The 14,309-nt window shown below is 36.0% G+C and carries 13 protein-coding genes; 11 read left to right on the top strand and 2 right to left on the bottom strand.

Annotation, left to right across the window (positions count from 1 at the left end; all coding sequences use genetic code 11):
• Positions 1-116 (bottom strand): single-stranded DNA-binding protein (locus tag QMN76_RS11035; RefSeq protein WP_408869470.1); only part of this gene is annotated, 116 nt, incomplete at its 3' end.
• Positions 117-136: 20 nt separating this feature from the next.
• The gene (locus QMN76_RS10040) at positions 137-568 is read right to left on the bottom strand and encodes a hypothetical protein (RefSeq protein WP_282024332.1); all 432 of its coding nucleotides are present in this window, start codon (positions 566-568) and stop codon (positions 137-139) included.
• A 234-nt stretch (positions 569-802) separates the two neighbouring features.
• On the opposite strand from QMN76_RS10040, the gene QMN76_RS10035 reads away from it, so the two are divergent.
• From QMN76_RS10035 to QMN76_RS09985, 11 genes are all read left to right on the top strand, one after another.
• Positions 803-1,828 (top strand): sulfate ABC transporter substrate-binding protein, encoded by a 1,026-nt coding sequence (locus QMN76_RS10035; protein ID WP_282024331.1) that lies wholly within the window; start codon positions 803-805, stop codon positions 1,826-1,828.
• 22 nt (positions 1,829-1,850) lie between these two features.
• Positions 1,851-2,720, top strand: coding sequence for a sulfate ABC transporter permease subunit CysT (gene cysT / locus QMN76_RS10030; protein ID WP_034340077.1), 870 nt, complete (start codon positions 1,851-1,853; stop codon positions 2,718-2,720).
• Complete coding sequence (cysW, locus tag QMN76_RS10025; RefSeq protein ID WP_034340074.1) at positions 2,717-3,556, top strand: sulfate ABC transporter permease subunit CysW; 840 nt, start codon at positions 2,717-2,719, stop codon at positions 3,554-3,556. The genes cysT and cysW overlap by 4 nt, the downstream gene beginning before the upstream one ends.
• Before the next feature lies 1 nt (position 3,557).
• Positions 3,558-4,538 carry a sulfate/molybdate ABC transporter ATP-binding protein gene (locus tag QMN76_RS10020; protein WP_034340071.1) on the top strand — a complete coding sequence of 327 codons (981 nt, stop codon included), beginning with the start codon at positions 3,558-3,560 and terminating at the stop codon, positions 4,536-4,538.
• A gap of 261 nt (positions 4,539-4,799) precedes the next feature.
• Positions 4,800-5,558, top strand: a complete 759-nt coding sequence (locus QMN76_RS10015; RefSeq protein ID WP_282024329.1) for a phosphoadenylyl-sulfate reductase — start codon at positions 4,800-4,802, stop codon at positions 5,556-5,558.
• A gap of 33 nt (positions 5,559-5,591) precedes the next feature.
• Positions 5,592-6,506 (top strand): sulfate adenylyltransferase subunit CysD, encoded by a 915-nt coding sequence (gene cysD, locus QMN76_RS10010; protein WP_034340065.1) that lies wholly within the window; start codon positions 5,592-5,594, stop codon positions 6,504-6,506.
• A 41-nt stretch (positions 6,507-6,547) separates the two neighbouring features.
• A complete protein-coding gene (locus QMN76_RS10005; protein WP_282024326.1) occupies positions 6,548-7,861 on the top strand; it encodes a sulfate adenylyltransferase subunit 1 in 1,314 nt (437 codons plus the stop codon).
• 24 nt (positions 7,862-7,885) lie between these two features.
• Positions 7,886-8,338: a GNAT family N-acetyltransferase gene (locus tag QMN76_RS10000; protein WP_282024324.1), complete on the top strand. Its 453-nt coding sequence runs from the start codon at positions 7,886-7,888 to the stop codon at positions 8,336-8,338.
• 91 nt (positions 8,339-8,429) lie between these two features.
• A complete protein-coding gene (locus QMN76_RS09995) occupies positions 8,430-9,515 on the top strand; it encodes a LacI family DNA-binding transcriptional regulator (RefSeq protein WP_282024323.1) in 1,086 nt (361 codons plus the stop codon).
• Between the two features lie 113 nt (positions 9,516-9,628).
• A complete protein-coding gene (locus tag QMN76_RS09990; RefSeq protein ID WP_282024397.1) occupies positions 9,629-12,727 on the top strand; it encodes a beta-galactosidase in 3,099 nt (1,032 codons plus the stop codon).
• Between the two features lie 21 nt (positions 12,728-12,748).
• On the top strand, positions 12,749-14,017 hold the full coding sequence (locus QMN76_RS09985) for an MFS transporter (protein ID WP_282024321.1): 1,269 nt from the start codon (positions 12,749-12,751) through the stop codon (positions 14,015-14,017).
• The last annotated feature ends 292 nt before the right edge of the window (positions 14,018-14,309 follow it).

The following is a 14,309-nucleotide window of genomic DNA, read 5'->3' as shown; positions in this document are numbered from 1 at the left end:
GTTCGTTCTTGATCTTTCCATTTCTGTTTAGTTGCCAAGGAAAAACTGGCTGTTTCTTTGCCTGATTGAGTTGTTTTAATCTCTGGATCATTGCCTAGATAACCAGCCAGATTCATCATGTTTATACTGCTTATCATCACGCACCAACCCTCTGAGGAATCAAACCTTTGGCAATCAAGTATTTAAATACTGAAGGTTGATAATTCTCGGTATGTTTGATTAGCCATTTTGGAATATTTTGTTGTTTTTCCAAAATTAATAACGCAAGTTGTTCATCCCTTGAAAGCATTCGAAAAGCAGGATCATCATCATGTTTTCCACCATCAATCACCCACCGTTCTGACGTTACTAACCTATGTGAAACGTTGGAAATCACTTTGGAAATATACCCAATGGGATATTCCTTACCCCATCCTGTTTCAATGGCTTTTAACACTGCCTCACCATCGTGAGCTGCCTCCTCAAACCAAATCGAGATTTGATCTAAGGCTTTGATCGTATCAATTTTGGCCACTTCTTGTAATCGCTTGCATGCCGTTTTCATAAAAGTTGAAAAGGTTCGATTCACTTCCCCTGTTAATTGTTCCTTTTTTCTTTTTTCTTTTTTCTTTTTTAAATTCTATTTCTTTACTCTTTATAGAGGAAATCGCTGCAAACGTTGATTCTCCAAACTCATTATTTAAAAAAATAACAACTATAAAAAATAGTATTTTAAATAAAACACTTTAAATTTTGATAAAATTACTATATCCTATATACCTTGAACTATATTTTCTTCTTTTATCATTAGAATGTCCATATAATGAAACCGTACCAACCAAAAATTTGGAAAATTTTAGCTGCTATTTTACTGATCGCTCCTCTATATCTCCAAACCAGCATTGCTAAAACGGTGACATTATTAAATGTATCGTATGATCCAACACGGGCATTTTATCACGCCTATAATCAAGCCTTTGCACAATATTGGAAAGAAAAAACAGGGGATCATGTAGTTGTTTATGAATCTCATGGTCCATCTGGGAAACAAGCACGATCCGTCATCGATGGTATGCAAGGGGACGTCGTTACCCTTGCTTTATCGGGCGACATAGACGCACTCAATAAATATAAACAGCTTATTGATCCTAAATGGCAAAGCAAATTGCCTTATCATAGTAGCCCCTATTACTCGACTATTGTATTCTTGGTACGCAAAGGAAACCCAAAAAATATTCATGATTGGGGCGATTTAATTAAACCTGGGGTGCAAATACTGACCCCCAATCCCAAAACATCTGGTGTTGCACGTTGGAATTTCTTGGCTGCTTGGGCATATGCTTTGGAAAAATATGGTTCTGAAGCAAAAGCATATGATTTTGTCAAACAACTTTATCAACATGCCCCTATTTTAGATACAGGCGCTCGATCATCCAGCCTCAGCTTTATTCAAAGAGGATTAGGTGATGTTTTAATTTCTTGGGAAAACGAAGCTTATATGGCTTTGAACGAATCAAAACCTGGAGAGTTTGAGCTTATTACTCCTTCTGTTTCTATTCTAGCAGAACCACCAGTAGCCGTCGTAGATTCTGTTGTTGATAGAAAAGGCACGCGTGTTGTAGCAGAAGGGTATTTAAATTACCTCTATAGTGACGTGGGACAAACTCTGGCGGCACAATATTATTATCGTCCCAGTAACCCAAAAATAGCAGAAGAATACAAAGATAAATTTCACACCTTAAAATTAATACCTATTGACAAAGTATTTAAAGGATGGAAAGAAATAAATAACAAATTTTTTAAGGATAATAAAATATTTGACAGAATTATGAGTGAAATTAATCGCTAATTTTTTTAATTAAGGAAGTTTAATGTTTTCTTCTAAATATTCAGTCATTCCAGGATTCTGGCTAAGTTTAGGATATACGTTATCTTGGCTTTCCTTAATTGTTTTACTCCCTTTGGCTGCACTCTTTTTATATGCCAGTCATATTCACTTTGACCAGCTTATGACTATTCTCGGCAATAAACAATTACAAAGTGCTTTAAAATTATCTTTATATACCTCTTTTTATGCCTCTTTATTGGCTTCAATTCTTGGTGTATTTTTAGCATGGATGTTGACACGTTATTCTTTTACAGGAAAAAAAATCATTGATTCAATGGTTGATCTTCCCTTGGCTTTACCCACAGCGATTGCAGGTATTGCTTTGACAACTTTATATGCACCCAATGGATTACTTGGCTCTCTTTTACCTTTTAAAGTTGCCTACACCCCCCTTGGCATTATAATTGCAATGGTATTTGTCACTATTCCTTTTACTATCAGAACGCTTGAACCGATTATCAAGGATATTCCTTATTCTGTCGAAGAAGCTGCAAAGACATTAGGGGCAACACCCTTACAAAGCTTTTTATATATTATTTTTCCAATGTTATTCCCTGCATGGTTAACGGGGTTTTCCTTGGCAATGGCACGTAGTTTAGGCGAGTATGGATCTGTTGTTTTTATTGCAGCAAATATCCCTTATAAAACCGAAATTTTACCCATTTTAATTGTCTCTAAGCTTGATCAATTTGATTATACAGGCGCTACGGTTATCAGTTTGTTGATGTTGCTGATTTCTTTTGCTTTATTATTTGCCATCAATATCATTCAACGTTGGATTAAACCACATCGCTTGATTTGGTTCATTACGCATTTATCTATCCCCCGTTTTTCTAAAAAGAAATCATCATGACGCCAGTAATCTATAAACAAAGTAACCTCAAAAGATCAGTACTTTTAATGATGACATGGATTGTATTTGGTGTTATTTTCCTGGCACCTTTATCCGTTATTTTGATTGAGGGGCTTTCAAAAGGGCTTGGGTTTTTTTGGCATACTTTTGCCAACCCAGTTGCGTTATCAGCATTAAAATTAACATTATTTGCCACGCTACTTTCTGTCATTTTAAATGTTATTTTCGGGGTAATGGCTGCGTGGTGTATCACAAAATATGATTTTGTTGGCAAGAACTTACTGACGACTTTAATCGACCTGCCATTTTCCATATCCCCCATTATTGTCGGATTAATTTATACCCTACTTTATGGTTCACAAAGCATTTTATACCCTTTTTTAATGGAGTATAATTTACAAGTGATCTATGCTGTTCCAGGCATTGTGCTTGCTACTATTTTTGTAACGTTTCCTTTTGTTGCTCGTTCATTAATTTCTTTGATGCAAGAACAAGGCAATACCGAAGAAGAAGCTGCTCGGTTATTAGGAGCGAATGGATGGCAGATTTTCTGGCATGTCACGTTTCCAAATATCCGTTGGGCTCTATTACATGGCGTGGTGATGTGTACTGCCAGAGCCATGGGAGAATTCGGAGCGGTATCCATTATCTCTGGTCATATTGAAGGGCTAACCAACACCCTGCCTTTACAAATAGAAATTTTATATAACGAATATAATGCAACTGCTGCCTTCAGTATCTCTATTATATTGTTAATAATGGCCATGATTATCTTGTTTATAAGACAATGGTGTGAACGCAGAATTACGAATGCTCATTCAGAGGCAGGACAATAAAATGAATATCCGTATTAAAGAATTAAATAAATATTTTAATCAATTTCATGTCTTACAAAATATCAATCTAGATATTCGTAAAGGTGAATTAATCGCCCTTCTTGGCCCTTCAGGCTGTGGAAAAACAAGCCTCTTACGTATTATCGCAGGATTGGAACAACCAAGCTCTGGTCAAATCTTTTTTAACGACCAAGATATTTCAAAAAAAGATATTCGTGAACGTCGCATTGGGTATATGTTTCAACATTTTGCTCTGTTTCAGCATATGACTGTTTTAGAAAATATTTCGTTTGGATTACGTGTAAAACCAAAAAAAGAAAGGCCTTCTGCATCCAATATTTTAGCAAAAGCTGAACATCTATTAGAAATGGTGCAACTAGGTAATTTAGCCAATCGATATCCAGAGGAATTATCAGGCGGTCAAAAACAACGTGTTGCATTGGCACGTGCCTTGGCGATTGATCCCAGCGTATTACTGTTGGACGAACCTTTCTCGGCTTTAGATACTAAAGTCCGAAGAGAGCTAAGACAATGGTTATCTAATTTACACCATGAAATACAACTGACCAGCGTTTTCGTTACCCATGACCAAGAAGAAGCAATGGAAATTGCGGATCGCGTTGTGATTATGAACAAAGGGGTTATTGAGCAAATTGGATCACCCAAAGAGATATTAGACACACCCAAAAATGATTTCGTTTATCATTTCCTTGGGGAAACAAATCACTTTTCAGTTGGTGAACAAAATTTCACGTTCAGACCTCATGAAATTATCCTCAGCATTCATACCGAAAAAATAGGATATTTTGAGGCTGAAGCAATCGATATTCGCCCTCTTGGTGCAGTAACAAAAATCGTTTTAAAACCCAAAGACAGTGATTATCCTATTGAAGCCCAAGTTCCTAATACTACCCGTGATTTAAATAACTTAAACAAAGGAGATAAAGTTTATTTCAGGCCAATTATGGACTTTGAAATTTAAAATTCTTGATGATAATCTCATATAAAATAAATCACTATTATATTAAGTTATATATATTAAAATCCTATAAAAAATGATATTTTTGTTGATTTATTTTAGAAAAACAATTAAATACATATAAATAAAGTATAATAAATTAACATTTGTTCACTACCTACCCTTTTTATAATTTTTTTGTTAAAAGATAGGTTCTAATTATACAAAAGGATTTTTTGTTTTACATCGCTTCGTATTTTCTTTTTTCAGCAAAGCTCACACATAATGACTCCGATAGAACTATACTCTAAAAAACCCAGTGAATTTTATGAACGTAAACTGCTTGAAACTCAAGAAATCCTTAAAAACGCGGTGGCAGAGTATGGCCAAATCGTTCAAGCCACCAGCCTTGGGGTCGAAGATATGGTCATTACGGACTTTATTCACCGTTTAGGCCTACCTATTTCTATTGCAATGTTGGATACGAAAAAATTACATCAGCAAACCTTGGATCTTAAAGATCAAGCAAAAACTCATTATAATCTGGAAATAAAAACTTATTATCCTGATGAAGATCAAGTTGCTGAATATGTCAAAAAAAATGGCGAAAATGGGATTTTCGAATCAGTTGAGCTGCGCAAAGAATGTTGCCATATTCGTAAGCTAGTCCCTTTAAAAGTAATGCTTAAGGGACATGAAGCTTGGATTACAGGCCTACGTAGAGAACAATCTAACTTTAGAGCCAACTTACAAATAGTTGAACAAGAAAACCCAAGCGATGCAACACAGCCAAAGGTAAAAATTAATCCTTTATTAGATTGGACGATTGGGGATATCTGGCATTATGTCAAAGAAAATAACGTACCTTATAATCCCTTGCATGACCAATTTTATGTTAGCATTGGATGTGAACCTTGCACCCGTGCGATTGCTTTAGGTGAAGATTTCCGTGCTGGACGTTGGTGGTGGGAACAAGATGGCGCAAAAGAATGTGGATTACATGTTCATGATGCATCTTCTCTATCAAACAGACCTTCAAAATAATAACGATTTGATTTAAGACTTAAGGGAAATTTTATGACTTCTCATTCACCCAATTTATATACTCCTCTTTCTGATTTAGAAGAAGAATCTATCTTTATCATGAGAGAAGTGGCTGGCTCTTTTGAACGCCCTGCACTTCTTTTTTCTGGGGGAAAAGATTCTTGCGTCATGTTACGTTTGGCAGAAAAAGCGTTTGGGCAAGGACAATTCCCCTTCCCTTTATTGATGATTGATACTGGACACAATTTCCCTGAAGTTGTTGAATTTCGTGATCGCAGAGCCAAAGAGCTTAATGCAAAATTAATCGTTCGTAATGTTGAAGATTCCATGAAACGTGGCACTGTTCGATTAAGTCACCCTTTGGAAAGCCGTAATCCACACCAATCTGTGACACTACTAGAAGCAATTGAAGAATTTCGTTTTGATGCGCTGCTAGGTGGTGCAAGACGCGATGAAGAAAAGGCCCGTGCCAAAGAACGCATTTTCTCTCATCGTGATTCTTTTGGTCAATGGCAACCCAAAGCACAACGTCCTGAGTTATGGAATATATTTAATACTCGCATTTTACCTGACGAAAATTTCCGTGTCTTCCCAATCTCTAATTGGACAGAATTTGATGTGTGGAAATATATTGAACAAGAAAAAATCCCGCTTCCTAACCTATATTACGCTCATCAGCGCCAAGTGATCCCCCGTAAAGGATTATTAGTGCCAGTAACCGATGTTACCCCTGTGCAAGAAGGGGAAACCATTGAAACCAAAACTGTGCGTTTCCGCACTGTTGGGGATATGACTTGTACTTGCCCTATTGAAAGTGATGCTGCCAATGCCAGTGACATTGTCAAGGAAACGGCTGCTGTAACTATCAGTGAGCGAGGAGCCACCCGTATGGATGATCAAACCTCTGAAGCATCTATGGAGAAACGTAAACTTGAAGGTTATTTCTAAGTTTACGCTGTCATCATTTTAACTCTTGAGGAAACGATTTTATGTCATCTTTACAAAACAAACATACGCTTAAATTCTTAACCGCTGGCAGCGTCGATGATGGGAAAAGCACCTTAATTGGGCGTTTATTGCTGGACAGTAAAGCCATTCTTGCGGATCAGCTTTCTGGCATTCAACATAAACTTGCTGATGATGAATCTTATGATCTAGCCAAATTAACCGATGGATTACAGGCTGAACGTGAACAAGGTATTACCATTGATGTTGCCTATCGTTATTTCACCACGCCAGAACGTAAATTTATTATTGCCGATGCGCCTGGCCATGAGCAATATACGCGCAACATGATTACCGCCGCCAGCAGCAGCGATGCTGCGGTGATCTTGGTTGATGTAACCAAAATCAATTGGGAAGACAAAGTGGTTGAGTTATTACCTCAAACACGTCGTCATACCTTATTGGCTAACTTATTAAAAGTGCCTTCTATTTTGTTTGCCATTAATAAATTAGACGCGATCAAGGACCCTGATACAGCATTTATTAATGTCAAACGTGCTTTGGAAAAATTCACCCAACAAGCCAATGTAACCATTACGGATATTATTCCTATTTCTGCATTAAAAGGGTTAAATATTACCACTCGTAATGCCGATAAACATGGCAATATTTTATGTGAAAAAGTCTATCAAGGACCTAGCCTATTAGAAGCCTTAACAGCACTCCCTTCTCACGTTGCGTATAACACACAAGCATTTCATTTCCCTGTTCAGTTCGTGCAAAAATTACAAGAAGCTCATGATGGTTCATCAACCCAACATGGTCGTCGTATTTTCTGGGGTAGAGTTGCTGCGGGCACTGTCACGGTTGGAGATCATTTGACCGTTCAGCCTTCTGGTGCAAAAGCCAAAATCAGCAAGATCTTTGCCAACGCACTACAAGAAGAACTTCATGAAGCTGCTACAGGTCAATCTGTCGGTTTAATCTTAGATCAAGAGATTGATGTTTCCCGTGGGGATTGGTTAATTGCAGCTGAATCATCAACTTCACAAAAAGAAGCCAAAGCAACCTTGGCATGGTTAGATGATGAGCCTTTGGTTGTAGGGCGTGCTTATTGGTTAAAGCACGGACACCGTTGGATTAAAACAAAAGTATCAGCAATTGAACATCATTTAAATATTCATACTTTGGAAACTGAACCTGCCGAAAATCTGGATAAAAACAGCATTGGAGAAGTTTCTTTGGTATTACAACAACACATTCCTATTTTACCATATAATGAAGCCAAAGACGTTGGGGCTGCTATCCTTGTGGATACAGCAACCAATCGTACAGCGGGGGCTGTTTTATTTAAATAGTTCTTTAAAATTATAGAGGGATCAATGATCAGAGAATTTCAAAGTAATGATTTAGATCAAGTGATGGCTATTTGGCTCAATCAAAATCTATTCGCTCACCCTTTTATTGATCCATCTTTTTTTAAAAACAATACTGACTTAGTCAGAATGATCCTTCCATCATCAGAAGTCTATGTACAAGATATTCACGGAATAAAGGGATTTATTGGATTAACAGATAATTATATTTCTGGTCTTTTTATCAAAACACAATATCAACGCAAAGGATTAGGCTCTAGCCTCATTGAAAGAGCCAAACAGGTTCGCTCTGAATTATTTTTAAATGTTTATACCGAGAATAAGGCTGCTGTTAAATTTTATCAAAAACACGGATTTGTTCAACTGGAAAACAGAATAAACGAAGAAACGTATCAACCTGAATATTTCATGGGATGTAAAGTCGATCACACGATTAAAATCGGTAAATGTGCATTATAAAAAACTTTATACTTTGTAAGCAAAATATACTAACGTACCAAGTTGATGTTTATATCTGATATATCAATTTAACAATGAAAGCTGATATTTTATGCTTAATAAACAGCCAACATTAAAAGATGTTGCTGCATTGGCTGGGGTGTCTTATCAAACAGTTTCGCGTGTGATCAACGGCTCTGTTTGCGTTTCTATAAAAACAAAAGAAGCAGTTTTCACTGCGATGAAATCATTGAATTATACGCCTAATCGTGTAGCCCAACAATTGGCTGGCAAGAAAAGCAGTACGATTGGTTTAGCAACCACAGATATTTCATTGCACGCGCCTTCTCAAATTGCAGCTTCTGTTAAGGTGCATGCGGAAGAATTAAAATATAGTGTTGTTATTGCAATGGCCAAAAATCAATCTTTGAATATAATAGACCATGTTATCAACGAATTATTAGAACAACGCGTCGATGGAATTATTGTCAACATCCCCAGCAATTCGCAACAAATAATTCAAATTCAGCATTTATGTCGAAATATTCCTGTTTTATTTATGGATGTAGACCCCAAAGAATCCTGCCTTTCTGTAATGACAGATTCAAGAGAGGGAGGACAACAAGGCATTACACATCTGATTGAGTTCGGACATACGTCAATTGCGTTAATTACAGGGCCTCAAAGTTCTGTATCTGCTCGGTTACGTTTTGATGGGTGGATTAAAGCCTTACAAAAGCATCGTATATCCCCAATAAGTATTCAAGAAGGCGATTGGAGCTCTGCTTCGGGATATGCCTTGACAAAAGCATTATGCTATTCTCATCAACACCCAACCGCGATTTGTTTTGCTAATGATCAAATGGCATTGGGGGGATTACGTGCCTTACATGAGCTGAGAATTCAAATCCCAGAACAAATATCAGTGATTGGATATGATGATACAGAGGATAGCGCATTTTTTTATCCTCCGTTAACGACTATTGCTCAAGATTTTAAGGAGTTGGGTAAACAAGCTGTCGAGAAATTATTACATAAAATGAACGCTCCCGAGAGTAATATTTCATCTCTTGTGTTACCGACAAGTTTAGTTAAAAGAGAGACAAGCACTTCTGCCAATTCATTAAATTCAACAAATGATAAAGAGTTTGCTAAGCAATTATATGTGATTGCAGATTATTTATCAGCAAGATCTTAGGTAAAATAAGAAAATATCCACACCTCACTTTTATATGATTTTACAAGTGGTGGTGTTTATTACTCTAAATATAAATGTGAACGAATAACATTTATATTTAGGAGTTATGAGTGATGCCTCAATCAGATTCTTTTAAAGCGTTAACTTTGTCACAAATCCTAGCAAGAAGAGATTGGGAAAACCCTTCAATAATAGAGTTTAAAAGGCTGCCATCGCATGCTCCTTTGTATCAATGGTCAAATAAACAAGATGCATACCAGGATATAAAACCACAATCTATTCAATGTTTAAATGGATCATGGAATTTTAATTATTTTACTGCTCCCGAAGAGGTGCCAGAACAATGGGTGCAGGATGACCTGGAAGATCACAAAACAATTCCTGTCCCATCTAATTGGCAAATATATGGTTATGATGCGCCTATCTATACGAATGTAACATATCCTATTCCTGTGAATCCACCTTTTGTACCAAAACATAACCCCACAGGTTGTTACTCGCTCACAATTAATGTGGATAAAGAAAAACTAACTGACAAAAATTGCCACATTATATTTGACGGTGTTAATTCCGCTTTTTATTTGTGGTGTAATGGACAATGGGTTGGATATTCTCAGGATAGTCGCTTACCAGCAGAATTTAATTTAACTAATTATTTACATGCTGGTGTTAACCGAATAGCGGTTATGGTTTTACGCTGGTCTGATGGCACGTATCTAGAAGACCAAGATATGTGGCGTATGAGCGGTATTTTCCGTGATGTTAATTTACACTATAAGCCAAAAGATTATATCTCTGACTTCGCGGTAACGCCTTCTTTGCAGGGTCATTACGATTATGGAAAACTTTCCATAGAAGTTACTGTTCAAAGCGATCAAGCTCGCTATGATCACTTAAAAATTCAAGCTGATTTATGGTATGGTAAAGACCATATTTGTTCTGAAGTAAAAGAAATTGGCACTGATATTGTTGATGAACGTGGTAACTATCATGATAAGGTTGACTTAGAGTTATCTGTAAATACTCCATTTCTATGGAGTGCAGAAGAACCACATTTATATCGTTTAGTGCTAAGTTTACTTGATACTCAAGATAATCTAATAGAATGTGAGGCTTGTAACGTTGGTTTTAGGGAAATAACTATAGAGAATGGCTTATTAAAATTAAATGGCCAACCCTTATTAATCCGTGGCACTAATCGCCATGAACACCATCCCGAACATGGTCAAGTCATGGATAAAGCAACGATGCTGCAAGATATTCTTTTAATGAAACAGCATAATTTTAATGCAGTACGATGCTCTCATTATCCGAACAATTTATTATGGTATAAATTATGTGATCAATATGGATTATATGTTGTTGATGAAGCCAATATAGAAACACACGGGATGACCCCGATGAACAGGTTAAGTAATGATCCTGTTTGGCTAAATGCCATGATGGCAAGAATTACACGTTTAGTCCCTCATCATCGTAATCACCCATCTATTATCATTTGGTCGCTGGGCAATGAATCTGGTTATGGGCATAACCATGATGCGATGTATCAATGGGTAAAGAAAACAGATCCATCAAGACCTGTTCAATATGAAGGGGGTGGGGCTAATAGTCCTGCCACTGATATTGTATGTCCAATGTATGCTCGGGTTGATCAAGATCAAAACTTTCCAGCGGTGCCTAAATTTGCTATTAAAAATTGGATCAGCATGCCTGATGAAAATAGACCATTAATTTTATGTGAGTATGCGCATGCAATGGGAAATAGTCTTGGAAGCTTCGATGAGTATTGGCAAGCGTTTCATCAATATCCCAGACTGCAAGGTGGATTTATATGGGATTGGGTTGATCAAGGTATTACGAAAGAAGAAAATGGCGTTTCTTTCTATGCTTATGGTGGAGATTTTGGAGATAAACCCAATGATCGTCAATTCTGTTTGGATGGATTAGTCTTTCCAGATCGCACCCCTCATCCGACCCTATATGAAGCCCAACATGCACAACAATTTTTCAAATTTGAACTCGTAAGTAAAAATCCATTAACATTAAAAATTACCAGTGATTACTTATTTAGACATACAGATAATGAGTTATTAAAATGGTCTTTTGAATGGAATGGAAGAAAAGTTGCTCAAGGCCAATGTCTATTAAATATTACAGCCCAAAAAGACCAACTTATCGAAATTACTGAAATTCCAGAATATATAGGTGTTGGAGAGTTATGGTTTAATGTTGAAATCGTGCAACCTGAACCTACTATTTGGTCTGATGCAAATCACAAAACAGCATGGGATCAATGGTTAATTGCACAAACATTAGACTATCAATCTTTTGATAAAACAAGTTGTCTAGCTGCAATTACTGAGAAAGAAAACCTGCTTTCTATAAAAATTGATCAGTCTGTATGGCAATTTGACACTCAAACAGGACTACTGGTTCAGTGGAATAAAAATAATGCCCCAGCACTCCTTTCTCCTTTACAAGACAACTTTACCAGAGCACCCATAGATAATGATATTGGGGTAAGTGAAGTTGATCGTATTGATCCTAATGCTTGGATAGAGCGATGGAGCCATAGCGGATATTATCATTTAGAATCAACTTTAATTGATTATAAAGTTGATGTTTTGAATGATGGCGTATTCGTAAGAACAAAACATTATTATCAAGGAAATGGCCAGTGTTTGTTTATTAGTGAAAAAGAGTTTTTCCTTAGTCATGATAATCAAATGAAAGTGCAAGTGCATGTTGAAATTGCCAAAGGTCATCCTCAACCTGCTCGTATAGGATTAACGTGTTGTTTGAATGCAGATCCTAAAAATGTGACTTGGTTTGGTAAGGGCCCTTTTGAAAATTACCCTGATAGAAAAACGGCTGCTCAAGTAAGCCTATGGCAAGCTTGTATCGAAGAATTATATACTCCTTATATTTTCCCATCTGAAAACGGATTGCGTTGTGATACGCGAACTCTGGAAATTGAAGATCATCGATTATCTGGATTATTCCATTTTGGTATCAGTCAATATAGTCAAAAACAATTGATGGATACGTCACATCGTCACTTGTTGAAAAAAGAAAAGGGAATATTGCTGATCCTAGATGCACAACATATGGGCGTTGGTGGTGATGATTCATGGAGCCCAAGTGTACACTCTGAATATTTACTTTCAGATAATCATTACCATTATCAAATCTGCTGGTCTCGCTCATAAAAGGCAAAGGGGAAATCCATCATGTATTATCTTAAAAATCAAAATTTTTGGATTTTTGGATCTTTCTTTTTTCTATATTTCTTTATTATAGGTGCATATTTCCCTTTTTTCCCAATTTGGCTTGGTGAAATTCATCATGTCTCCAAATCTAATATGGGAATTATGTTTGCCAGCATTTCTTTTTTTGCATTGGTTTTCCAACCAATTTTTGGACTGTTATCAGATAAATTTGGAACAAAAAAGCATCTCTTATGGGTTATTGTTGGGATGTTGGTTTTGTTTGGCCCATTTTTTATATTCGTTCTTGGACCTTTGCTAAAAGTCAATATTTATATTGCTTCTGTGGTTGGTGGGTTTTACTTGGGCTTTATTTATAATGGTGGTGCACCTACGATTGAAGCATATATAGAAAAAGTCAGTCGTCATAATCATTTTGAATTTGGCAGAGCCAGAATGTTTGGATGTGTTGGTTGGGCAATATGCGCCTCTGTTGTTGGTTATATGATGACCATTAATAATGAGTTTGTTTTTTGGATGGGATCTGTTTTTGCAATCTGCTTAGCAATCTTGTTATATTTGTCCAACCCAGAAAATAAAAATACTCAAGAGGAGAAAATTACACCTGAAGTTCAAGAAAAACCTTTTGATATTCATTTGGTATTACAATTATTTAAAAATCCTAGACTTTGGTTCCTAAGTTTATTTGTTATCGGTGTTTCTTGTACCTATGATGTCTTTGATCAACAATTCGCCAATTTTTTTGTATCCTTTTTTACATCAGAAGCTCAGGGAACAAGAGCTTTTGGATATGTTACCACGCTAGGAGAATTATTAAATGCGCTAGTGATGTTTTTTACTCCTTTAATTATTAATCGTATCGGGCCTAAAAATGGACTATTAATTGCGGGTTTCATTATGTCTGTGCGGATTTTAGGATCAGCTTTTGCTACTTCTGTTATTGAAGTTATTATTTTGAAAACACTCCATATGTTTGAAGTTCCATTTTTAATTGTCGGGTGTTTTAAATATATTACTACTGTTTTTGAAATTAGATTATCAGCAACTATTTATCTTGTATGCTTTTGTTTTTTTAAACAAATTGCAATTATGTTAATGTCATATTTAACTGGAAACCTATATGAAACAATAGGATTTCAAGATACCTATATTATTTTGGGTATTATCGCCTTTAGTTTTTCAGTTATCTCTATTTTCACCTTAACAGGTGGTGATGTTGATGTGAACAAGGTTATTAATAAACAAGTTCCTACCATAGAGCCCACTTCATAAAAACCAATTTATATCTACATAAATTCAAATTATTTAAATGATAAAGTGACCGCTGATTATGATAATAAAAAGTTACTATGTAAACCCAACAACTCTATAGAAGAAATGGTGTTGTATTATATTTTAAAGTAACTTTTTGTCTCATTTTGCAACGATACTATGATGTGCAATTTCTGACTATAATAGATTAATTTCATTATAATTTAAAGCAATATATTTAACAAAAACCTTAAATATTGTTTGTAATATACAGTTAATTTAAGCAATATAGATCCTAGTCAAGTGCATCATT

Origin of the sequence: Commensalibacter papalotli (ex Botero et al. 2024), from assembly GCF_947179115.1 — a bacterium.
Classification (GTDB): Bacteria; Pseudomonadota; Alphaproteobacteria; order Acetobacterales; family Acetobacteraceae; genus Commensalibacter; species Commensalibacter papalotli.
The sequence above is the reverse complement of the archived record's forward strand: the minus strand, read 5'-3'. Positions and strand labels throughout refer to the sequence as shown.